The organism is Candidatus Sulfotelmatobacter sp., assembly GCA_035498555.1.
GTDB lineage: Bacteria > Eisenbacteria > RBG-16-71-46 > RBG-16-71-46 > RBG-16-71-46 > DATKAB01.
Genome location: DATKAB010000151.1, coordinates 1 through 21823, shown reverse-complemented (window position 1 = coordinate 21823; position 21823 = coordinate 1). Strand labels below are relative to the sequence as shown.

21 protein-coding genes and 1 pseudogene are annotated in these 21823 nt (G+C 69.3%); 9 read left to right on the top strand and 13 right to left on the bottom strand.

Going from position 1 to position 21823, the window contains the following annotated elements:
* From VMJ70_12545 to VMJ70_12525, 5 genes and pseudogenes are all read right to left on the bottom strand, one after another.
* Positions 1–545, bottom strand: a 545-nt coding sequence (locus VMJ70_12545) for a hypothetical protein (GenBank protein HTO91953.1), incomplete at its 3' end; no start/stop codon positions are given.
* A 296-nt stretch (positions 546–841) separates the two neighbouring features.
* A complete protein-coding gene (gene moeB, locus VMJ70_12540; protein ID HTO91952.1) occupies positions 842–1990 on the bottom strand; it encodes a molybdopterin-synthase adenylyltransferase MoeB in 1149 nt (382 codons plus the stop codon).
* Positions 1991–2047: 57 nt separating this feature from the next.
* Positions 2048–2314 (bottom strand): annotated as a pseudogene (locus VMJ70_12535) (MoaD/ThiS family protein).
* Complete coding sequence (locus VMJ70_12530; GenBank protein ID HTO91951.1) at positions 2311–2772, bottom strand: M67 family metallopeptidase; 462 nt, start codon at positions 2770–2772, stop codon at positions 2311–2313. Before VMJ70_12530 ends, VMJ70_12535 begins: the two are co-directional and overlap by 4 nt.
* Positions 2772–3698: a PLP-dependent cysteine synthase family protein gene (locus VMJ70_12525; GenBank protein ID HTO91950.1), complete on the bottom strand. Its 927-nt coding sequence runs from the start codon at positions 3696–3698 to the stop codon at positions 2772–2774. The genes VMJ70_12530 and VMJ70_12525 overlap by 1 nt, the downstream gene beginning before the upstream one ends.
* 42 nt (positions 3699–3740) lie before the next feature.
* Between VMJ70_12525 and glk the strand changes: the two genes are divergently transcribed.
* The 7 genes from glk to VMJ70_12490 all read left to right on the top strand — a co-directional run bounded on the left by glk (position 3741) and on the right by VMJ70_12490 (position 11895).
* Complete coding sequence (gene glk, locus VMJ70_12520; GenBank protein ID HTO91949.1) at positions 3741–4721, top strand: glucokinase; 981 nt, start codon at positions 3741–3743, stop codon at positions 4719–4721.
* A gap of 10 nt (positions 4722–4731) precedes the next feature.
* Complete coding sequence (gene tkt, locus VMJ70_12515) at positions 4732–6753, top strand: transketolase (GenBank protein HTO91948.1); 2022 nt, start codon at positions 4732–4734, stop codon at positions 6751–6753.
* Entirely contained in the window at positions 6738–7448 is a 711-nt protein-coding gene (locus tag VMJ70_12510; GenBank protein HTO91947.1) for a hypothetical protein, read from the top strand. The genes tkt and VMJ70_12510 overlap by 16 nt, the downstream gene beginning before the upstream one ends.
* A gap of 4 nt (positions 7449–7452) precedes the next feature.
* Complete coding sequence (locus VMJ70_12505; protein HTO91946.1) at positions 7453–8376, top strand: EamA family transporter; 924 nt, start codon at positions 7453–7455, stop codon at positions 8374–8376.
* Positions 8377–8483: 107 nt separating this feature from the next.
* Complete coding sequence (locus VMJ70_12500; protein ID HTO91945.1) at positions 8484–9020, top strand: VOC family protein; 537 nt, start codon at positions 8484–8486, stop codon at positions 9018–9020.
* A 14-nt stretch (positions 9021–9034) separates the two neighbouring features.
* On the top strand, positions 9035–10177 hold the full coding sequence (gene tal / locus VMJ70_12495) for a transaldolase (GenBank protein ID HTO91944.1): 1143 nt from the start codon (positions 9035–9037) through the stop codon (positions 10175–10177).
* Complete coding sequence (locus VMJ70_12490; GenBank protein ID HTO91943.1) at positions 10177–11895, top strand: hypothetical protein; 1719 nt, start codon at positions 10177–10179, stop codon at positions 11893–11895. Before tal ends, VMJ70_12490 begins: the two co-directional genes overlap by 1 nt.
* Here VMJ70_12490 and VMJ70_12485 read toward each other — a convergent pair.
* From VMJ70_12485 to VMJ70_12460, 6 genes are all read right to left on the bottom strand, one after another.
* Complete coding sequence (locus tag VMJ70_12485; GenBank protein ID HTO91942.1) at positions 11892–12989, bottom strand: pyridoxal-phosphate dependent enzyme; 1098 nt, start codon at positions 12987–12989, stop codon at positions 11892–11894. The genes VMJ70_12490 and VMJ70_12485 overlap by 4 nt on opposite strands.
* A 4-nt stretch (positions 12990–12993) precedes the next feature.
* Positions 12994–14403: a class II fumarate hydratase gene (locus tag VMJ70_12480; protein ID HTO91941.1), complete on the bottom strand. Its 1410-nt coding sequence runs from the start codon at positions 14401–14403 to the stop codon at positions 12994–12996.
* Positions 14400–14900 (bottom strand): VOC family protein, encoded by a 501-nt coding sequence (locus VMJ70_12475; GenBank protein ID HTO91940.1) that lies wholly within the window; start codon positions 14898–14900, stop codon positions 14400–14402. The genes VMJ70_12480 and VMJ70_12475 overlap by 4 nt, the downstream gene beginning before the upstream one ends.
* Positions 14870–15298 (bottom strand): OsmC family protein, encoded by a 429-nt coding sequence (locus tag VMJ70_12470; protein ID HTO91939.1) that lies wholly within the window; start codon positions 15296–15298, stop codon positions 14870–14872. The genes VMJ70_12475 and VMJ70_12470 overlap by 31 nt, the downstream gene beginning before the upstream one ends.
* A 16-nt stretch (positions 15299–15314) precedes the next feature.
* On the bottom strand, positions 15315–16769 hold the full coding sequence (gene sthA / locus VMJ70_12465) for a Si-specific NAD(P)(+) transhydrogenase (protein HTO91938.1): 1455 nt from the start codon (positions 16767–16769) through the stop codon (positions 15315–15317).
* Positions 16770–16842: 73 nt separating this feature from the next.
* Positions 16843–18192 carry an NAD(P)/FAD-dependent oxidoreductase gene (locus VMJ70_12460; GenBank protein HTO91937.1) on the bottom strand — a complete coding sequence of 450 codons (1350 nt, stop codon included), beginning with the start codon at positions 18190–18192 and terminating at the stop codon, positions 16843–16845.
* 79 nt (positions 18193–18271) lie between these two features.
* Between VMJ70_12460 and VMJ70_12455 the strand changes: the two genes are divergently transcribed.
* Both VMJ70_12455 and VMJ70_12450 read left to right on the top strand, forming a co-directional pair.
* Positions 18272–19234 (top strand): glycosyltransferase family 2 protein, encoded by a 963-nt coding sequence (locus VMJ70_12455; GenBank protein ID HTO91936.1) that lies wholly within the window; start codon positions 18272–18274, stop codon positions 19232–19234.
* Between the two features lie 120 nt (positions 19235–19354).
* Positions 19355–19696 (top strand): transposase, encoded by a 342-nt coding sequence (locus tag VMJ70_12450; GenBank protein HTO91935.1) that lies wholly within the window; start codon positions 19355–19357, stop codon positions 19694–19696.
* Between the two features lie 31 nt (positions 19697–19727).
* On the opposite strand, the gene pgl is transcribed toward VMJ70_12450, so the two are convergent.
* Both pgl and zwf read right to left on the bottom strand, forming a co-directional pair.
* The gene (gene pgl / locus VMJ70_12445) at positions 19728–20423 is read right to left on the bottom strand and encodes a 6-phosphogluconolactonase (protein HTO91934.1); all 696 of its coding nucleotides are present in this window, start codon (positions 20421–20423) and stop codon (positions 19728–19730) included.
* Positions 20424–20472: 49 nt separating this feature from the next.
* A partial coding sequence (gene zwf, locus VMJ70_12440; protein HTO91933.1) for a glucose-6-phosphate dehydrogenase occupies positions 20473–21823 on the bottom strand: 1351 nt, incomplete at its 5' end.

The window sequence follows — 21823 nt, the reverse complement described above, 5'->3', positions numbered from 1 at the left end:
GGCGCCGACACCACGGTCCAGGTGCGGGCCGAAGGGTCGAACCACATCACCGCGACATTGTTCGGGTCCTGCACCTTCGCGTCATCGAAGCGCCCCTGCAGAGTGACGGGCGCGCTGAAGCCATTGAGGGACGCGGGCGAGATCTCGAGCTGACACACCAGCTCGGACGGCTCGGGAACCGTGAGGGTGACGGTTGCGGTGCCTCTGAACGCCCCCGGGGGAACGGTCAGCCGGAAGTGGCCGACCTGGACCGTGCCGCCGTTGCTGCCGTTGATGTTGCCCGAGCCCTTTTCGGGCTTCCCACCGTTTCCGATCGGCACCGGAACCCCGATCAGGCCCGGGGGATCGACATCATCGTCGGCCACGGTGCGCAACACCTGAAGTCCGCCGGCGCGGACGTTGGAATCACTGGCGAGGACACTGGCGGTGGCACCGGACGCGGGAATCGATCTCGGCGCCGTGGGACCGCCTCCGCCGCAGCCGGCGAGGACGGCCAGCACGAGCACCGTTACCGACCACCGGATCGGATTGCGGTGACTCTGCATGGCTTCCTCCACTGGACCCGGGATGCCCGACCGGTTCGCGAGGTCGAGAACCTGCTCTGGGCGCTCTAAGCCCCTTGTCCGCCATGGATTCACCGCATGCCGCGTGCCGCGCGACGATTCGCGCCGTGCAATCCGCGCACGATCGAAGTGCAATCATTCCGGCAACTTCGTGGGACCGGTTCGGGTGCGAACGCGCGGGGCGCAATGCGTGCACGATGAGCCTGCAACGTCGGCCCGAGCTGGGCCTGCGGGTTTTTTCGGGCGCCTGGGTGGTTTTTCCGGGGGCTTCGGCCCCGCTAGTAGCGTGGCACGCTCGGATCCACGAGTTGCGACCAGGCCTCGATGCCGCCGCGCAGGTTCTTGAGCTTCCGGTAGCCCGCCTGGTGCAGGAACTCGAGCGCCCGCATGCTGCGATGGCCGTGGTGGCACTGGAGCACGATCGGCGTACGGGTGTCGAGCTCCGGCAGGCGCGCCGGCAGGGAGCCGAGCGGGATCAACTTCGCGCCCGGAATGCGGGCGATCTCCCACTCGTGGGGCTCGCGGACATCCACCAGCACGAACTCTTCGCCGCGCTCCTGCATGTCCCGGAGCTCGCGCGGCCCGATCTCCCAGCGCGCCAGCTCGGCCTCGGCCTCGCCGGTGGGAGTGATGCCGCAGAACTGCTGGTAGTCGATCAGCTCGTGGATCGAGGGGTGATCGCCACAGATCGGGCACTCCGGATCCTTCTTCAACTGGAGCTCGCGGAACTTCATGTCGAGCGCGTCGAAGATCAGGAGCCGGCCCACCAGCGAATCGCCGATCCCGAGGATTCGCTTGAGCGTCTCGATCGCCTGGATCACTCCGATCACGCCGGGCAGCACACCGAGCACGCCGCCCTCGGCGCACGACGGCACCAGTCCCGGCGGCGGCGGATCGGGATACAGACACCGGTAGCAGGGCCCGATCCGAGCATCGAACACGCTCGCCTGCCCTTCGAAGCGGAAGATGCTGCCGTAGACATTGGGCTTTCCGAGCAACACGCAAGCATCATTGACCAGGTAGCGGGTCGGGAAATTGTCGGTGCCGTCCACCACCACGTCGTACGGCCGGATGAGCTCCAGCGCGTTGTCGCCGGTCAGCGTGGTCTCGTAGCCGTCCACCTGCACGCCGGGATTCAGATCGCGAAGCCGCGCGCGCGCCGATTCCAGCTTCGGCTTCCCGACCGTCGAGGTGCCGTGCAGGATCTGGCGCTGGAGATTGCTCGCGTCCACGATGTCGAAATCGACGAGCCCCAGCCGGCCCACGCCGGCCGCGGCGAGGTAGAGCGCGAGCGGCGAGCCGAGCCCGCCGGCGCCGATCACGAGCACGCTCGCCGCCTTGAGCTTCCGTTGCCCTTCGAGGCCGACCTCGGGAAGGATCAGGTGACGGCTGTAGCGCAGGAGCTCGTCCTGCGTGAGCGGCGGCAGGCCGTCTTCACCGGTCGCCCACGACGGCGGCTTCCGCTCCGGCGCGCCACCGGCGATGCTCGGCACGATCGTGAGCGTGTCGCGGTCGCGCAGCGGTGTCTCCTCGCGCTGCAGATGACGCACGTCCTCGTCGTTGCGATACACGTTGACGAAGCGCCGCAGGCGGCCCCCCTCGTCGTACAGGTGCCGGCGCAGCGCGTCGTGGCGGTCGACCAACAGGCGCAGCGCCTCGCCGACGGTGGCGGCGCGCACCTCGACGCTGGATTGCGACTCCGCGTAAGCGCGCAGCGGAGTCGGCAGGTGAATGCGAACGTTGGCGATCATTCCTCGCTCCTCAAGGCTCGATCGGCCGGCTCGGCCGGTGAATCGAGCACGATTTCTTCGGGTTCGAAGCGGCTGCGGTCGTCGGTGAGGCGCCACGAATGGGCGTCCCTCACCTCTCCCCGCTCCACGCTCACGATCAGATACGAATACCATGGCCAGGCATGTTCCAGGTCGTACGCGGAAGGACGGCTCGGATGATCGGGATGGGAATGGAAGAAGCCGATCACGTCGAGGCCGCTCCCCCGCGCCTGCTTCTCGGCGGCGAGGAACTGCTCGGGAGCGATCAGGTAGCGACGTTGTCGTTCGTCACCCTGCACGTTGTCGAAGCCGATCACGCGCTCGACCTCGCGCCGCCCGTCCCGCTCGCGGCCCAGCAGCACGCCGCAGCCTTCCTCGGGATAGGCGCGACACAAGTGTGTGTGCACGGTCTCGGTGTGCCGGGCGCGCAGTCGCAGCATCAGCAGTCCTTCCACAGCGGCTCGCTCAGGTAGCGCTCGGCCCCGTCGGGGAGGATCGCGACGATCACGCCCGACTGGAGCCCCTGCGCCACGCGCTCCGCGGCGACCAGCGCCGCGCCCGACGACCAGCCGAGCAGCAGCCCGCGCCGCGCCTGGCGCTTGACCATCGCCACCGCCTGCTCGCTCTCGACCTCGAGCGTGCGATGCGCGACTCGTGGATCGTAGATCGGCGGCGTGAGCGCCGTGGGCAGATGCTTCAGACCCTCGAGCGCGTGAACCGGCGAATCGGGCTGAACCGCCACGATCTTGATGCCGGGCGACAACTCGCGCAGCCGGCGGCCGGTGCCCACCAGAGTTCCCGAGGTGCCGATGCCCGCGATCAGGTGCGTGACCCGGCCTTCGGTGTCGGCCCAGATCTCCTCGGCGGTGCCGGTGTAGTGCGCGCGCCAGTTGGCGTCGTTCGAGTACTGATCCAGATGGATGTAGCGATCCGGATCGGCCGCGTGAATCCGCCGTGCCGCGAGGATCGCGCCATCGGTGCCGGCGAGGCGATCCGTGAAGCGCAGCTCGGCGCCGAGCGCCGCCAGCAGGCGTTTGCGTTCGTCATTGGCGTTCTCGGGAACGCACAGGCAGACGTGATAGCCGCGCGCGGCGCCGATCCAGGCCAGCGCGATTCCGGTGTTGCCCGAGGTGGCATCGAGCAACACCCGTCCCGGGGCGATCGGCCCGGCCGCTTCCAGCGCCCGGATCATGCCCCAGGCCGCGCGGTCCTTGACCGAACCGCCGGGATTCAGCCACTCGGCCTTGCCGAGCACGGTCACCTGGTCGCTGACTCCGCTCAGTGCTCCGATTGGGACGAGCGGGGTGCGACCAATGCGTTCGGTGAGATCGAACGCGCGAGCCGGGTCGAGGATGCGCGAGTCCACAGTGTGCTTATGATGCGGCGATTGGTGCGGTAGGATGCTGCCGTGATTCTCGCCGGGGACGTCGGTGGCACGAAGACGCAGCTCGCGCTCTACGAGCCGGGCGGCTCCCCGCGCTCCCCGCGCAGCCAGAAGCGCCTCCCCAGCCGCGATTACCCCTCTCTCGAAGCCCTGGTCGGAGCGTTCGTCGACGGCTCCGGGGTCCGCCCGAGCCGGGCGGTGCTGGGGATTGCCGGCCCGGTGGTGGACAACCGCTGCGAGGCCACCAACCTCCCCTGGCGCATGTCCGGCGCCGAGATCGGCGCGGCGCTGGGCGGGGCGCGCGTCACCCTGCTCAACGATCTGGTCACCACCGCGTGGGGAGTCGGAGAGCTCTCCCCCGCCGATCTGGCGACGTTGCAGCCGGGTCTCCCGCTCCGTGGCAATCGAGCGCTGATCGCGGCCGGCACCGGACTCGGCGAGGTGATCGTGGTGCGCGACGGCGAGCGCTGGATCGCGAGCGCCTCCGAGGGCGGACACGCCGACTTCGGATCGCGCACCCCGCTCGAGGACGAGCTGCTGGTGTGGATGCGCGCGAAGTACGGTCGGGTGAGCTACGAGCGCGTGTTGTCGGGACACGGGCTTGCCGATCTCCACCGGTTCATGCGCGCCACCGGTCGCGGCGAGGAGCCCGCGGCGGTGGCGACGGCGTTCGACCAGGCCGCCGACCCCGCGATGGTGGTGACGCAGAGCGCGCTCGAAGGGGGCTGCGAGCGCGCGCGGCTCGCGCTCGAGCTGTTCTGCGACGTCTATGGCGCCGAAGCCGGCAATCTGGCGCTCAAGGGTCTGGCGGTGGGCGGCTTCTACGTCGGCGGCGGCATCGCGCCCAAGATCCAGCGGGTGATCGGGAGCGGCCGCTTCATCCGCTCCTTCACCGACAAGGGGCGCCTGCGGCCGGTGCTCGAGCAGATGCCGGTGTCGCTGATCCGGGACGAGAACACTTCCCTGTGGGGCGCAGCGCGCCTCGCGCTGGCCGACAACGATTGAGGAGCGTCGCATGAGCACTCCGCTTCCCGAGCCCATCGTCGCGACCGCGCTCGACCGGCTCGCCGCCAACACCATTCGCTTCCTGGCTGCCGACGCCGTCGAGAAGGCGAAGAGCGGCCACCCCGGCCTGCCGATGGGCATGGCGGATGTCGCCTATGTGCTGTGGACACGTTTCCTGCGCTACCAGCCCCAGGACCCGGCCTGGCCGAACCGCGACCGCTTCGTGCTGTCCGCCGGCCACGGCTCGATGCTGCTCTACTCGATGCTCCATCTCGCCGGCTACGACCTGCCGATGGAGGAGCTGCAGCGCTTCCGACAGCTCGGCAGCCGCACGCCGGGACATCCCGAGCACGGCCTCACGCCGGGCGTCGAGGTGACGACCGGACCGCTCGGACAGGGCGTGGGCAACGGGGTGGGCCTGGCGCTGGCCGCGAAGCTGCTGGCCGCACGCCTCGGCGATTCCAGTTTCTCACCCATCACCTGGCGCGTGTTCGGAATCGTGAGCGACGGCGACATGATGGAGGGCGTCGCCTCCGAAGCCGCATCCCTGGCCGGACACTGGCGGCTCGGCAACCTCGTCTATCTCTACGACGACAACCACGTTTCGATCGAGGGCAACACCTCGCTGGCTTTCACCGAGGACGTCGGCGCGCGTTTCGCGGCTTACGGATGGCACGTCGAGCGCGCCGACGCCTACGATCACGAAGCGATCGCGGGCGCGCTCACGCGCGCCGTCTCCGACACCGAACGACCGAGCCTGGTGATCACGCGCAGTCACATCGGCTACGGCGCGCCGCACAAGCAGGATACGCGCGAAGCCCACGGCGAGCCGCTCGGCGCCGATGAGCTGGCGGCCGCCAAGCGCGCGCTCGGCTGGCCCGAGTCGCCGTCGTTTCTGATTCCGCCCGAGGTGCGCGAGCGGTTCGCGGCGCGCGCCGCCGAGCTGCGCCCCGACTACGAGCGCTGGAAGCGCGAGTGGGCCGCGTGGCGCGAGCGCGACCGGGACGGCGCCGAACGGTGGGACCGGCTGATGGAGCGCCGCGTGCCCGTCGACCTGTTCGACCGGCTGATCGCGGCCGCGCCCGGCGGCGCCGCCGCGACCCGCGCGCACGGCAACGCGGTGCTGCAGCGCGCCGCGGCGCTGGCGCCGGCGCTGATCGGCGGCAGCGCCGACCTCGAGCCCTCGACCAAGACCCGGATCAAGGACTCGCCTTCGATCGCGCGCGGTGAGTTCGACGGACGCAATTTCCATTTCGGCATTCGCGAGCACGGCATGGGCGCGATCCTGAACGGACTCGCGCTCTCGGGCGGTTTCATTCCCTACGGCTCGTCGTTCCTGGTGTTCACCGATTACTGCCGGCCTTCGATCCGGCTCAGCGCGCTGATGAAGCTCCACGTGATCTGGGTGTTCACGCACGATTCGGTGTTCCTCGGCGAGGACGGCCCGACCCACGAGCCGATCGAGCAGCTCGCCTCCCTGCGGCTGATTCCCAACCTGCTGGTGATCCGGCCGGCGGACGGGCTCGAGACCGCGGCCGCCTGGGGCGTGGCGCTCGAGCGGCACGAGGGACCGACGCTGATGGCCCTGACGCGACAGACGCTCCCGGCCCTCGAGCGGCCGGCCGGATTCGATCCGGCACAACTCCGCCGCGGCGGCTACCTGCTGCGCGACACCCGACTCCCTTCGCCGATCTCCCTGATCGCCACCGGCTCCGAGGTCTCGCTCGCGGTCGAAACCGCCGGGCGCCTCGAAGCCGAAGGGATCGGCGCGCGCGTGGTGAGCATGCCGGCGCCGCAACGCTTCCTGCAGCAGGACGAGGCGTGGCGCGATCTCGTGTTGCCGCCCGGCGGGCGTCGCGTGGTGATCGAGGCCGGCGCCACCGGCGGGTGGTATGCCGTCGCGGGCGACGGCGGCCTGATTCTGGGTCTCGATCGGTTCGGCGAGTCGGCGCCGCTCGAGGCGCTGCGCGAATACTTCGGCTTCACGCCCGAAGCGGTGACCGGGCGCATCCGGACATGGCTGAGCTCGTAGCAAGTTCGTGGAGCGGATCGCGAGTCCGCGGCAGCCTGCTGGTCGCGCTGGGAGCGCTCTGGCTGATGGGGCCACGGGTTTCGCAGGCGGCGAAGAGGACCCCGGACGAGACCGGCTCCGAGTTCTTCAAGCCACGGCACTACGAGACGCTGGTGGCGGCGGGAGGCGCGCACGCTTACGAGAGCGACATCTTCAATTTGTCGCCTGACGAAGGCTCGCACCCCGGGATCTTCCTCGATTTTCGACTGCGCCAGCTGCTCAACGACTCGTGGGCCTTCGGCTTCCACATCTTCGGCACCACCGAGAAGACCGCCCAATACCTTCTCTTCCCGCCGGGAGTGACCAGCGGCGTGCAGGCGCGATTCGATCTCACCGTGATCCACACCGGACTCGATGCGCGCTACCGATTCTCCTCCGGCCCGATCCAACCCTACCTCGAAGCCGGGCTCAGCTACGTCGGCGGCGGCGCGGACAACGACACCTACGGTCATCTCGGCATGCAGGGCTTCAGTATCGGCCCGGGCGCCGGCGTGGTGGTGCCGGCCGGCACTCATCTCCTGCTCGGCGCCGAGCTTCAGTACGCCTACGGACGCGCGCGCTGGAAGGACAATCCCTCGGTCAATTCCTCGAGCCGCGAATACGATCCGTCGCTGCTCGCGGTTGCCGGCACGCTCGGCTGGCACTGGGGACACTAGCGGCGTGAGCGCTTCGAACCCCGGGCGAGAGGCCACGGCCGGCGCGACCTCGGCGAGCCGGCCGTGGCTGGCATTCGCCGGCTGCTGCGCGATCTGGGGCAGCACGTTTCTGTTCATCAGCATCGGCAACGACGAGCTGGCCCCGGTGTGGGCCGCCGCGCTCCGGCTCGCCTGCGCCTCGATCATCCTGTTCGCGTTGAGCCGGTGGACCGGCCAGAAGCTGCCGAGCGGCCCGGGACTGTGGCCGGCGATCGGCTACGGCGCGCTGCAGTTCGGACTCAACTTCCCGTTGCTCTACTGGGGCGAGAAGACCGTGCCCTCGGGCATCGCCGCGGTGCTGTTCGCGACCATACCGCTCTCGTCCGCGATCTTCGCGCGGCTGTTCGGCATCGAGCGGTTGCAGCCGCTCAAGTTGTTGGGCGCGCTGATCGCGATCGGCGGCGTGGCGGTGATCGGCGGCCCCTCGGGCAACCCGACCGAATGGATGGGGGTGTTCGCGGTGCTGGCGGCGGTGGTCGCGGCCTCGCTCGGCACCACGCTGCTGAAAATGGGGCCGCGGCCCGCGCCCTTCGCCACCAACGCGCTGGGCTCGCTGGTCGGTCTCCCCATCTGTCTCGCGATCAGTCGTGCGCTGGGCGAGAGCTGGACGATCCCTCACAGCGCGAGCGCCTGGATCTCGATCGGCTACCTGACACTGGCGGGATCGGTGGGGGCGTTCGTGCTCATGACCTGGCTGCTCCATCACTGGCCGGTGACGCGAGTCGCCTTCATCTCGGTGGTGACCCCGATCGTGGCGATGCTGCTCGGCGCCCTGGTGCGTCACGAGCCGTTGACGCTCGCGAGCCTCGGCGGCTCGGCGCTGGTGCTGGCCGGCCTCGGCTGCGCGCTCGCCGGTGATCGGCTCCCCACGCGATCGAGCGGTCATTGATCGGCGGGGAGCGCCGCGCGCTTGCGCGTTCCGCGCTCAAGGGGCATCTTTTTCGCGCGGTCTGAAGCCCCGAGGCGAACCGCGCCTCGCTCGAGGAAGGGAGAGTCATGGCAGCCGGTAAGACGCGCCGCAAGCCCCGATCGGCCTCCCGCCAGCCAGCACGAAAGCCGGTCCCGAAGCCGAAGCGTGCGGCTCGCCCGCCGAAGCCGGCGCGCCGCCCGGCGGCGACTCCACAGAAGGCGCCGAATGGGCGGTCGGTCGGCACCGGGATCGGGCTCAACTTCCACCACATGGATTTCACCTCCCACGATCTCGAGGCGATGAAGCGCTTCTACGCCGAGACCCTGGGTTTCACCAACGTGGTGCTCGACCCGAAGGCCGGATACATGACGGTGTTCGTGACGCCGAACTCGAGTGTCGGCTTCATGCCCCCGATGGGCGGCGCGCCGGATCAGTGGCGGCCGCCGGGAGAGCCCGCCTTCTATTTCGTCGTCGATGACGTGGACGAGGCCTACCGCAAGTTGACCGCGCGCGGCGTGTCGTTCGAGCAGGAGCCCCGCGACATGCCGTGGGGCGACCGCATCGCCATACTCAAGGACCCCGAGGGGCGCGGCGTGTGCCTGGCGCAGCGCCTGGGCAAATAGGAACGGAGCGCATCATGGAGAGTCGTGCGGAACAACTGCTCGCGCTCGGACAGAGCGTGTGGCTCGACTACATCCGGCGCCGCGATCTCGAGGACGGAACCTTCGACCGGCTGGTGAGCCAGGCCGGCGTGGTGGGAGTGACGTCGAACCCCACGATTTTCCAGAACGCCATCGCCAGCTCCGACGACTACGACGAATCGCTCCAGCAGCACGCGCGCCGCGGGCTCGCCGGGCCGGAGTTGTTCGAGGCGCTCGCGGTCGAGGACATCCAGCGCGCCTGCGACCATCTGCGCGACGCCTTCCAGCACACCGGCGGGCGTGACGGCCGCGTCAGCATCGAGGTCAATCCGCGCCTCGCCAACGATACCCCCGGAACGATCGACGAGGGCCTGCGGCTCCACCGCGAGGTCGGGCGCCCCAACGTGATGGTCAAGGTGCCCGCCACCGCCGCCGGCCTGCCCGCGATCACCGAGCTGACCGCGCAGGGCGTGTGCGTCAACGTCACATTGATCTTCTCGCTGGCGCGTTACGAGCAGGTGATGGACGCGTACCTCTCCGGGCTCGAACAGCTCGCCAAGCGGGCGGGCTCGCTCGAGTCGATCGTGTCGGTGGCCAGCTTCTTCGTGTCACGCGTGGACAGCAAGGTGGACAAGGTCATCGAGCAGCGCCTGGCCACGCTGCCGGCCGGCGCCACCGAGCGCGCCGAGCTGGAAGCCGCGCGAGGCAAGGCCGCGATCGCCAACGCGCGGCTCGCCTACCATCGGTTTCGCGAGGTGTTCGCTTCGCCGCGGTTCGCCACGCTCGACGCTCAGGGCGCCCGCGTCCAGCGGCCGTTGTGGGCCTCGACCAGCACCAAGAATCCCGCCTATCGCGACGTGCTCTACGTCGAGGAGCTGATCGGTGCCGACACCGTGAACACCATGCCGCCGCAGACGCTCGCCGCGTTCAACGAACACGGCGTGGTGGAGTCGCGGATCGAGCACGATCTCGAGGGAGCGCGCGAGCTGTTCCAGCGTCTCCCCGCTCTCGGCGTTCCGATCGATGCGCTGATCGGTCAGCTCGAGCCCGAAGGGGTCGCCGCTTTCGTCAAGTCGTACGAGTCGCTGCTCGAGACTCTCGAGAGCCGCCGCCTGCAGATGGCCGGCGGGCGCGGCTGATGGAGTCGCTCGGGCCCTACGCGCCGGCATTCGAAGCGCGACTTCGCAAGCTCGACGCCGAACGCTTCGTCGAGCGCCTGTGGGCGCACGACGACTCGCTGTGGGGCGCCGATCCCGAGCGGCGCCGGGTCGCGGCCAATCGCCTCGGCTGGCTCGAAGTGCCGGGTTTCATGCGCGACGAGGTCGATGCGCTCCACACGCTCGCCATCAGTATCTGGCGTGAGGGATTCACGCACGCGGTGCTGCTCGGCATGGGTGGATCGAGCCTGGCCCCCGAAGTGCTGCGGCTCACCTTCGGCGTGAAGCCGGGCGCGATCGAGCTCGAGGTGCTCGACAACACGTCGCCGGCCGCGGTGCGCGCGGTCGCCGAGGGTCTCGATCCCAGAACCACCCTGTTCCTGGTGTCGTCCAAGTCGGGCTCGACCCTCGAGGTGACTTCGTTCGAGCGCTACTTCTACGAGTGGGTGCGCGCGGCGCGCGGCGCTCAGGCCGGACGCGCGTTCGTGGCGATCACCGACCCCAGCACCTCGCTGGAAAAGCTCGCGGTCGAGCGGGGTTACCGGCGCGTGTGCTCCAATCCTCCCGACATCGGCGGGCGCTACTCGGCGCTCTCCTATTTCGGGCTGGTGCCGGCTTCGCTCATTGGCGTGGACACCGGCGATCTGCTCGACACCGCGCTGGCCGAAGCGCGCGCGAGCGGCGCGAGGGTGCCGGCGTCCGAGAATCCCGGCGTTCGCCTGGGTGCGGCGCTCGGCGAGCTGGCGCTCGCCGGTCGAGACAAGCTGACGCTGGTGCTCGGGGAAGAGATCGCCGCGCTCGGTTCATGGATCGAGCAGCTGATCGCCGAGAGCACCGGCAAGCTCGGCCGGGGCATCGTGCCCGTGGCGGGTGAGCCGCTGGGCGCGCCCTCGGTCTACGGCGACGATCGCGTCTTCGTCGTGGCAGCGGTGAAGCCGTTGCCGGCCGAGACCGAATCGGCGCTGGCGGCGCTGGCGAGCGCCGGACATCCGATCCTGCGCTGGAACGTTTCCTCGCTCTCCTCGCTCGGCGCCGAATTCCTGCGCTGGGAGATCGCGACCGCCACCGCCGGCGCGGTGCTGGACGTCGACCCGTTCGACGAACCCAACGTCACCGAGGCGAAGCAGGAAACCCAGACCGTGCTCTCGGGCTACCTCGAGCGCGGAGAATTCGCGCCGCCGCAGCCGGTGGCCTCGCAGGGCGGGCGATTCGTCGAAGCGCCGCCGGCGACCGCCGCCGCGCTTCGCGCCCGCGCCGGCTCGGATCCGGCGGCCTGGGTGCCGGCGCTGCTGGCGCTGGCGAAGCCCGGCGACTATCTCGCGCTCCTCGCCTATCTCCACCGCACGCCCGAGCGCCACCGGCGGATCGAGACGCTGCGTCTGGCGCTCCGCAATGCGTCGCGGCTCGCCACCACCACCGGCTTCGGCCCGCGCTTCCTGCATTCGACCGGCCAGCTCCACAAGGGCGGCCCCAATACCGGGCTGTTCGTCCAGATCACCGGCGACGAAGGCGACGAGCTCCCGATCCCGGGCGAGAAGTACGGCTTCGGCGCGCTGCGGCGCGCGCAGGCGGCCGGCGACTACGAAGTGCTGGTGCGCCGGGAGCGGCGCGTGCTGCGCATCCATCTCGGCGGCGACATCGAGAGCGGGCTCGACGCGCTGATCGAAGCGGCGAGTTCGAGCGCGGCGGTCAGGACCTAGTTCGCGAACCACTCTCCCAGCTTCGACACGTCGACATTGCCGCCCGAGAGGATGATGCCCACGCTCGGGCGCGTCTCTCCCGCCGCCTCCGGCCAACCCGGGCCGGTTCCCGAAGCGTCGGCGACCCCGACGCGACCCATCCGGTAGGCCGCCAACCCGAGGACTCCGGTCGGCTCCACCACCAGCTTCATGCGCTCGAACACGAAGCGCATCGCTTCGATCAGCGCCGAGTCGGGTACCAGCGTGATGCCCGAGACGCACTGGCGGATCACGTCGAAGGTCAGGGTCGAGAGTTGCGGCGTGCGCGCGCCGTCGGCGATCGTCTCACCGCACGGCCGGCGCATGAGGCGGCCCATCTCGAGCGACTTCGCGGCGTCGGGACCGGCTTCGGGCTCGACTCCCACCACGCGGCATCCGGGCGAGGCGTGACGCGCGGCCAGCGCCGAGCCCGAGATGAGTCCGCCGCCGCCGACCGGGACGATCAGCAGATCGAGCGGGCCCACCTCTTCGAACAACTCGAGCGCGGCCGTGCCGGCGCCGGCGATGATGTCGGGGTGATCGAATGGCGGGATCAGCGTGGCGCCGCGCTCGCGGGCGATCCGATCGGCGAGCGCTTCGCGTTCCGCTCCCACCTGATCGTAGAAGACCACCTCGGCGCCGTAGCCGCGGGTGGCCGCGATCTTGATGCGAGGCGCGAAGCTCGGCATCACGATCGTCGCCGGGATGCCATGGAGCTTCGCGACCAGCGCCACCGCCTGGGCGTGATTGCCGGAGGAGTAGGCGACCACGCCGCGGGCTCGCTGCGCCGGAGGGAGACGCGTGATGGTGTGATAGGCGCCGCGGAACTTGAACGCGCCCATCCGTTGCAGGTTTTCGCACTTGAAGTAGACGCGCGAGTCGAACTCGGTATCGAGCGTGCTCGAAGTCATTACCGGGGTGCGGTGAGCGATGCCCTCGAGCAGCCGGCGCGCGCCGAGCAGGCGTTCGGTGAGCGCCGACAGATCGCCAGCCGGGCCGAGCGGCGGCGGCGGCAGCGTGCCGGGCGGCCCCGGCTCGGCGTCGAGCCGGGCCGGCGGTGGAGAAGCCTCGGTCACGCGCTCAACCTCCCGATCCACCCCCCAGATCGAGACCCGGCTCGGTCTGGCGGCGTGGATCGAGGGCGCGCGCGATCTCCTCTTTCGAGAGCTGAGTCATCTCGCCGGCCAGCTCGCGCACCGGGCGCTTCTCCTTGAACGAGCGCTTGGCGATCTCGGCGGCCTGGTCGTATCCGATCAGCGGATTGAGAGCCGTGGCCATGCTCGGCGAGATCTCGACATAGGCGCGGCAGGTGTCCTCGTTGGCGATCAGGCCGGCCAGCGCCTTGTCGGCGAAGGCGCGCGAGACGTTGGCCAGCAGCTGAATGCTCTCGAGCAGGTTGCGCGCCATCATGGGCAGCATGGTGTTGAGGTCGAGCTGACCCCATTGCGAGCCCACGGTGATCGCGACGTGATTGCCCATCACCTGCGCGCCCACCTGGATCACCGCCTCGCAGATCACCGGATTCACCTTGCCCGGCATGATGCTCGAACCCGGCTGGATCGCGGGCAGCGTGATCTCGCCGAGTCCGCAGCGGGGCCCCGAATTCATCAGCCGGATGTCGTTGGCGATCTTCATCAGGCTCGCGGCGGTGGAATTGAGCGCCGCGCTGGCCCACAGCGCGCCGTCCTGCGCGCCCTCGGCCTCGAAATGATTGCGGCATTCGCGGAACGAGGTGCCGGTGCGGCGGGCGATCTCGGCGGCCATGCGCCGGCCGAATTCGGGATGCGTGTTGAGCCCGGTGCCCACCGCAGTGCCGCCGATCGCCAGCTCGCGCAGGTCGGGAAGGGTCGCCTCGATGCGCGCGATCGAATGCTCGACCTGCGAGGCGTAGCCCGAGAATTCCTGGCCAAGCCGAATCGGGGTCGCGTCCATCAGGTGCGTCCGGCCCGACTTCACGATCGAATCGAACGCGGTTGCCTTCTGCTCGAGGGTCTGCTTCAGGTGGGCGAGCGCCGGCAGCAGCTCACGCTCGAGCTCGAGCAGCGCCGAGACATGCAAGACCGCGGGGATCATGTCGTTGCTGCTCTGTCCGAAGTTGACGTGGTCGTTGGGATGCACCCGCTTGCCGAGGATCTCGCTGGCGCGATGCGCGATCACCTCGTTGGCGTTCATGTTGGAGCTGGTGCCACTCCCGGTCTGGAACACGTCGATCGGGAACTCGGCGTCCCACTTGCCCTCCGCCACTTCCGCCGCCGCCTTCTCGATCGCCTCGCTCATCGCCTTCTCGACGGTACCCAGCTCGCGATTGACGCGGGCCGCAGCCGCCTTGGCGAGCCCGAGCGTGCGGATGAACGCCGGCGGCAGCGGCTCTCCCGAAATCGGGAAATTCAGCACCGCGCGCTGGGTCTGCGCGCCATAGCGCGCCGACGACGGAACCTTCATCTCACCCAGACTGTCTCTCTCGATTCGATGCGTCTCGTCGGTTTTCACGTGCCTCGCTCGTTCAGATGTTCGAATCCGCAGAACTCGACCCGATGATCGTCCGGGTCGCTGAAGTATATGGAATCGGCGTTCCAGCTCCTGAAGTGGATGGGACCCTCCACCGCCAGGCCGAGCGATTCCAGGCGCCGCTTCTCGGCCGGAATCGCTCGCCGCGGTACCGCGATGGCGAAGTGCTGCGGACCTCCGCAATGCGCGGCGCCGTACGAGAGCGGCTTGGAGGTCAGGCCCAGGCGTGGCAACTTGCCGGGATCCCCGCTCCAGAACCACGCCCAGTCCGATGCCGGGTGCGTCTCCAGCGCGAGCCCCACCACGTCGCGGTAGAACGCGACCGAGCGCGGAACGTCGGCGACGCGCAGAATCAACTCCGATAGACCGTAGCGGGCGGGCATGAGCGCGTGCTCCCGTTGCGGATGGTAGCGCAGCGCCGCCTCGAGCACGAACGCGCGCGCCGCACTCAGACCGCGACGGCCTCGATCACCTCGCACCGCGTCACTTTCTCGATCGCCGGATCGAGCGATGCGTGCACCGAGCAGTACCGGGTTTCGCTGAGTCGCACCGATTCCTCGAGCGCCGCGAGGCTCAGGCCGGTGCCGGTCATCCGGTGCACGGTCTCGATGCGGGTATAGGAGCGCGGGTGCTCGGTGCGGCGCTCGCCGGTCAGCGACACTTCGTACGCCGTCACCTGCTGGCGCTTCTTGCGCATGATGCTGATCACGTCCATCGCGGTGCACGCGCCGATCGCCGCGAGCAGCGACTCCATCGGATCCGCGGCGATCCGCCCCTCGCCGCTGTCGAGCACCAGCTCGAAACCTTTGCCGGAGTGTGCGCGGAACCGCAGTCCGCTCGCCACCGTTTCCAGCCTCAGCGTCGATGTGTTGGTCATGACTGTCCCCCTCGCTTCAAACGGCGGGCGTCGTCCCGCCGGCCGCGGCCGGGGCTGCCGCGGGAATGGTGCGAGCCACGCGACTCAGGTCGCGCAGCTTGTTGTACCCGTCGAGCGCCGCCACCTTGTAGCACTCGCCGAGCGTTGGATAATTGAACACCGTGCGGATGAAGTACTCGAGCGTACCGCCGAGCGCCATCACCGCCTGTCCGACGTGGACCAGCTCGGTCGCCTGCGTGCCGAGCACCCACACCCCCAGGATCTTCTGGGTGTCGAGGTGGAAGATCAGCTTCAGCATGCCGTCGGGATCACCGAGAATCTGGCCGCGCGCGATCTCCTCGTAACGCGCGACGCCGGTTTCGAAGGGCACCCCCTCCCTGGTCAGCTCGGCCTCGTTGCGCCCCACCCATGCGACCTCGGGAATCGCGTAGATGCCGAATGGGAACAACGCGGGCACGCTCTCGGCCGGCACGCCGAACATATGACAGGCGGCGAGGCGTCCCTGTTCGGCACTGGTGGACGCCAGTGCCGGGAATCCGATCACGTCGCCGGCGGCGTAGATGTGCGGCACCGTGGTCTGGAAATGAGCGTTCACCTGAATGCGCCCGCGGTCGTCGGCGCTGAGCCCGGCCTTCTCGAGGCCGAGCCCGGCGGTCATGCCCTGCCGGCCCGCCGACACCAGCACCATCTCGGTGGCGAGCCGCTTGCCGCTCTTCATCTGTACGACCACGCGGTCCTCGCTGCCGACCTCGAGCGTGGCGACCTCCTCGCCGAGCCTCAGGGTCACGTTCATTCGGCGCGCCTGGACCGTGAGCACGTCCACCAGTTCGCGGTCCACCATGTCGAGCAGCTCGGTGCGCTTGTCCATCAGCGTCACCTCGATGCCCAGCGCCGCGAAGATCGTCGCGTACTCGACGCCAATGATGCCGGCGCCGATCACCGTGAGCTGCCTCGGGAGTCGCGGCATGGAGAGCACGTCGTCGCTGGTGAGCACGTGCCGGTGGTCCACTTCGATGCCGGCCGGCAATCCCGGCGTGGTCCCGACCGCGATCAGGATGTGTTCGCCACCGACGCTCTGCCGGGTGTCGCCGTCCTCGATCGCGACCTCGTTCGGCCCGGCGAACGACGCGCTGCCACCCAGCAGCTTGACGCCGTTGCGCTGGAGCTGAGCCTTGATGACGTCGCGCTCGCGGGTCATCACCGCGTTGGTGCGCATGAAGAGATCCTGGACCGTGATCTCGTCCTTGCCGCGATAGGCCGAGCCGTACAGCTCGCGCTGCCGGAGGCCGGAGAGATCGAGCACCGCCTCGCGCAGCGTCTTGCTCGGGATGGTGCCGGTGTTGATGCACACGCCGCCCATGTCGCGGCGCCGTTCGACCACCGCCACGCGCTTGCCGAGCTTGGCAGCCTGGACCGCCGCCCGCTGCCCGGCCGGCCCGCTCCCCATCACCACCAGATCGAACGTCTGCATCGTCCCTCGCTCCGGCCGCGAGCCGCGGCCGATCCCTGGGTGCATCGGCGGCGAGGCTCGCGCCCCGCGAAACTCAGCCCGCCGCCCGGGCGTCCTCGCCCTTGGGCTCCGGTGCGCCCAGCGAGAGGTTCAGCTCCTCGTCGCTGAGCACCTGCCGGCGATTCAGGATTTGTGAGATGTCGTGCTCGAACACCAGGTGGGTCAGATGATCGAGTCCGACCTCGAGCTGCTTCCGGAACCCCACCATCTTGATCAGATATGCCGCCGCCCACAACAACCACGCCAGCTTGCCCGACAGGGGTACTCCGAATAGATCGAGGACCGAACTGTGTTTGCCGAGCGAGATGATATAGCCCTTGTCTTCGAAGTTGAAGGGGCGCGACGGACGCCCGCGCGCGCGGTTCACGAGCTCCGCGCCCACATAACCGCCCATCGCCATGGCGGTGGCGGCAAGTGCGGGCTGCAGTCGGCCGTCGGCGCGCACCGAGGCCGCGCTGTCGCCGATCACGAAGACGTTGTCGAGCGCCTGCCCGCTCGGATCGAGCGCGCGCATCCGATCGTCGACGCGCACCCGTCCATCGGGCTCGTGCTGGAGCGGCAGCTCGCGCACCAGCTCGGGCGGGTAGACCCCCGCCGTCCACATCATCGTGAAGCCCTCGAGCATCGAGCCGTTCGCGAGCGTCATGCGCTTCTCCTCGACGCGAGTCACACGCGCATGGAGCAGGACATGAACGCCGCGGGTTTCGAGATAGCGCTGGACGTAGGCGGAATGCTCGGGGCGGGCGTTGCCCACCAGCCGCTCGCCGCCCTCGACGATGGTCACCGAGAGCTGCGATCGCTGGATCGACGGATACTTGGGCAGCAGGGTCTCGCGCGCCATCTCGATCAGCTCGGCCGCTACCTCCACCCCCGTGACACCGCCGCCGATGATGACGAACGACAGGAGCCGGCGTCGCTGCTCGTTGGTCTCGGCCTGCTCGGCCATCTCGAACAGCTCGACCACGCGGGCGCGCAGCGTCATCGCGTCCACCACGGTCTTGAAGGGTCGCGTGTTTTCGAGCGCTCCGGGCACCGCGTAGTAATTCGTCACGCTGCCGACCGCGATCACCAGCGTGTCGTAGGGCTCGACCAGGTCGTTGTGCAAGTGGACTTCGCGACGAGCGAGATCGATACGCGTCGCCTTGTTCTTCTGGAAGCGGATGTGGCGATGGAGCGCCATCTCGCGCAACGGATAGACGATGTGCCGGGTCTCGACCGCGCCCACCGCCACCGCCGGCAGCAGGGGATTGAACTGGAAGAAGTTCTCCTTGTCGATGAGCAGCGTGTCCCAGTAGTCGCGCGCCGCGCGGGAGCGGCCGATCGAGCGGGCCACGTCCAGTCCGCCGAATCCGCCACCGAGGACGATCAGCTTGCGTCCGGCCATGATTCACGCAGGATAGCACGCACTTCGAAACCCTCCGGCGCCGTGCGCCGACCCGCACCCGCTCTGCTAGCTTGGATGCGTGCCCGCGCTTTCGGTTCTGCTTCCGGTTCGCGACGCCGCGCCGTGGCTGACGGCTTCGCTGAGGTCGCTCTCCCGCCAGACCTTTCGCGATTTCGAGATCGTCGCGGTCGACGACGGCTCCCGGGACGGATCCGCCGAGCTGCTCGAGGGCTATCGCCGGCGCGAGCCGCGCTTGCGCGTGCTGCACACCGCCCCCATCGGATTGCCGGGGGCGCTCAACCTGGCTCTCGGCCACGCCCGTTCGCCGCTGATTGCCCGCCACGACGCCGACGATCTCTCGCACCGCCGACGCTTCGCGCTGCAACGCGAGGCGCTCGCGCGCCACCGGGACCTGGCCGTGAACGGCTGCCGGGTTCGCCTCTTTCCCGCCCCGGCGTTCGGTGCGGGGATGAGGCGCTGGATCGCCTGGCACAACCGGCTTCTCGATCACGACGCGATCGTCGCCGAGCTGCTGATCGACAGCCCCCTGGCACACGGCTCCGCCATGATGCGCCGGGCGGCGCTCGAGCGCGCGGGCGGATGGAGGGATTGCGGCTGGGCCGAAGACCTCGACCTCTGGTTGCGGCTCTCGGAGCAAGGCGCGCGCTTTTCCAAGCGTCCCGAGACGCTCTACGCTTGGCGGCAGCGGCCGGACAGCGCCACGCGCCGCGATCCGCGCTACGCCCGCGAACGCTTCATCGCGCTCAAGCGCGATGCGCTGGTGCGCGGACTTCTGCGCGAGGCGAAGGCCGTCCGCGTGGTGGGCGTGGGCGAGAGTCTCGTCCGCTGGACGGCCGCGTTGAGCGGCGGGCGCATCGACATCCTGCCGATCGAGGCGCGCGGGCCAACTCCCTCCCTGCTCGCCCGACTCTCGCCCCCGGTGGTGCTGGTGTACATGGCGCCGGGGTCCCGCGACCGCTGGCGCGCCGCTTTGCATGCGTCAGACATGCGGGAATTGGCTGACTTTAGATTCGTCTCGTGAGGCTCGATATCGCCAACTGCACATGCCGATCGAGATTCGGGTTGGCATTGGCATTGACGGCCAATGCGAACTGTGGCTAAGTCGTCGTCTCATCCCGAGCTCGAACCGATGGAGGAAAGCATGGCCAAGCGTTCCCGCACACGGTACACGCAGGAGCAGAAGCGCTCGATCCTGGCGGCGGCGGTCAAGGAACGGCTCACCGCGCTCCAGGTGCAGAAGAAGTTCGGAGTTCGTCCGGTCACTTACTACTCGTGGCGGAAGAAGACCGGCGCGGCGCGCCGCCGCGGCGGTCCGATCGGCCCCGGCCGGCCGGCCGGACTCGCTCTCGTCGTCCGGAGCGCGGTCGCCGACCGCGTTCGCTCGATGCTGCCCGAGATCGTGCGGGGCGAGGTCAACAGCTACCTCGACAGCGTGCTCGGCGGCAACGGCGTTCGCCGTCGCGGACGCCCGCGCAAGTTCTAGCTCCCGCACTCGCTCGGACGCGCGCGGCCCTTCAGCCGCGCGCGTTCGCCTTTTTGGCCGCCGCGCGATCCAGCAGCCATTCGCCGCCGCGCGCGAGCCGCGCGGGGCAGTCCGCGGGATCGCCCGCGACCGCAAGCGCCGCGGCCACCGCGCCCGCCTTCGCCGCTCCGATCGCCAGCACCATCACCGTGCCTGCCTCGACGATCACGCGCGGCGTGATGGTCAGCCGGCGAGCCGGCGGCTTGGGGCTGTCGAGCACCGCCGCAACCCGCCTCGAACGCTCCTCGATCAGCGGCGAGCCGGGGAACAGCGAGGCGATGTGGCCATCCTCGCCGATTCCCAGCACCAGCAGATCGAGAGGCGGCTCGAGCAGCGGCTCGTACTCGCGCGCCGCGACTTCGAGATCCGCCAGCTCGCCGCGCATGCGATGGACGCGCTCCGCCGGGACCGGGAGAGCCGCGAGCAGGGTCTCCTGCACCAGGCGATAATTACTATCTTCGCTGTCGGGCGGCACCCCGCGCTCGTCGGCGAACAGGAGTTCCACTCGATCGGCCTCGAGCCGCGTCGCCAGCAATTGATAGAGCCGGCGCGGCGTGCGCCCACCCGAAAGTCCAATCCGGAACCGGCGATTCGCGGGAATTTCCCGGGCCAGCCCGACCACGCGCCCCGCGGCCGCGCGCGCGACGGCCTCTTCGGAGTCGTGGATCGAAAGGCCCGGCGCGCTCACCGGAGCCGCGTGCCGACGGGCGCGGGGATCACGGGCCCGCCGAGCAGCATCACAGCTCGCGCCACTCGCGCCGGTCGTGGTGCAGCAGGTCGTCCGCCGACTGGGGCCCGCACGAGCCCGGATCGTAGTTGGGAAGCCCGGCGGGCGGATTCTCCTCGAAGTAGCGAAGGATCGGCGTGATCCACTTCCAGGATTGCTCGACGGCGTCCCGTCGCGAAAACAGCGTGGCGTCGCCGCGCATCGCGTCCAGCAGCAGGCGCTCGTAGGCTTCGGGCGGCTCGCCGCCGAAGGTCTCGAGATACTTCATGTCCATGTTGACCGGGCCGACCGCGAAATCGTTGCCCGGGATCTTGGACGCGAAGCGCAGGCTGATGCCCTCATCGGGCTGGATGCGAATCGTGAGCACGTTGGGGTCCAGGTGCTCGCACACGTCGCTGCGGCCGAACAGCGACAGGGGGATCGGTCGCATGTGAAGCGACACCTCGGTCAAGCGCTGCTTGAGCTTCTTGCCCGTCCTGAGGTAGATCGGCACGCCCTGCCAGCGCCAGTTGTCGAGGAACACCCGCAGCGCCGCGTAGGTCGGCGTGACCGAGGCCGGCGAGACGTCGGGCTCGCTCCGGTAGCCGCGGTACTGTCCCAGTACCACATTGCGCGGAATCGTGTCGGACCACAGCTCGCGGAGAGACTTGAGGACCTTGAGCTTCTCGGTGCGGATGTCGTCGGCACCGCCGGTGGTCGGCGGCTCCATGGCCACCAGTGACAGCACTTCGAGCAGATGGTTCTGCACGATGTCGCGCAGAACGCCGGTCTGCTCGTAGAACTCGCCGCGTCGCTCGACGCCCACGGTCTCGAGCGCGCAGATCTCGATGAAATCGACGTAGCTGCGATTCCAGAGCGGCTCGAAGATACTGTTGGCGAACCGCAGCACCAGGATGTTCTGGACCGTCTCCTTCCCGAGGTAGTGATCGATGCGGTAGATCTGGCTCTCGGCCAGGTCGCGGCGCAGCTCCTGGTTGAGGGCCAGCGCCGACTCGAGGTCGAGACCGAACGGCTTCTCCACGATCACGCGGCGCCAGCGGCCGTCGGCCTCGGCGACCAGGCCCGCGGCGCCCAGCTGGTGCACGACGGTCGCGAACACCGTGGGGGGCGTGGCCAGGTAATGAAGGTAGTTCCCCTTCGTCCCCGAGGAGGAGTCGATCTCGGCGAGCAGGTCGCGGAGCGCGGCGTAGGTCGCCGGGGCGGTGTAGTCGCCGGCGAGATAGCGCGCCCGCCGCACCAGCGCGTCGGCGAGCGCCGGGTCGATGTCGCCGGTGCGGAACTCCTCGAGCGACTGGCGCATCCTGGCGCGGAAGGCGTCGCTGGTCATCGGCTCGCGCGCCACCCCGACCACGGCGAACTCG

What these genes read in the sequence shown, in the direction of transcription:
- VMJ70_12530 (HTO91951.1), bottom strand. Translation starts at nt 2,772, where the DNA reads ATGCTGCGACTGCGCGCCCGGCACACCGAGACCGTGCACACACACTTG.
- tkt (HTO91948.1), top strand. Translation starts at nt 4,732, where the DNA reads ATGAGCACTCCGCTTCCCGAGCCCATCGTCGCGACCGCGCTCGACCGG.
- VMJ70_12510 (HTO91947.1), top strand. Translation starts at nt 6,738, where the DNA reads ATGGCTGAGCTCGTAGCAAGTTCGTGGAGCGGATCGCGAGTCCGCGGC.
- VMJ70_12500 (HTO91945.1), top strand. Translation starts at nt 8,484, where the DNA reads ATGGCAGCCGGTAAGACGCGCCGCAAGCCCCGATCGGCCTCCCGCCAG.
- tal (HTO91944.1), top strand. Translation starts at nt 9,035, where the DNA reads ATGGAGAGTCGTGCGGAACAACTGCTCGCGCTCGGACAGAGCGTGTGG.
- VMJ70_12490 (HTO91943.1), top strand. Translation starts at nt 10,177, where the DNA reads ATGGAGTCGCTCGGGCCCTACGCGCCGGCATTCGAAGCGCGACTTCGC.
- VMJ70_12470 (HTO91939.1), bottom strand. Translation starts at nt 15,298, where the DNA reads ATGACCAACACATCGACGCTGAGGCTGGAAACGGTGGCGAGCGGACTG.
- sthA (HTO91938.1), bottom strand. Translation starts at nt 16,769, where the DNA reads ATGCAGACGTTCGATCTGGTGGTGATGGGGAGCGGGCCGGCCGGGCAG.
- VMJ70_12460 (HTO91937.1), bottom strand. Translation starts at nt 18,192, where the DNA reads ATGGCCGGACGCAAGCTGATCGTCCTCGGTGGCGGATTCGGCGGACTG.
- VMJ70_12450 (HTO91935.1), top strand. Translation starts at nt 19,355, where the DNA reads ATGGCCAAGCGTTCCCGCACACGGTACACGCAGGAGCAGAAGCGCTCG.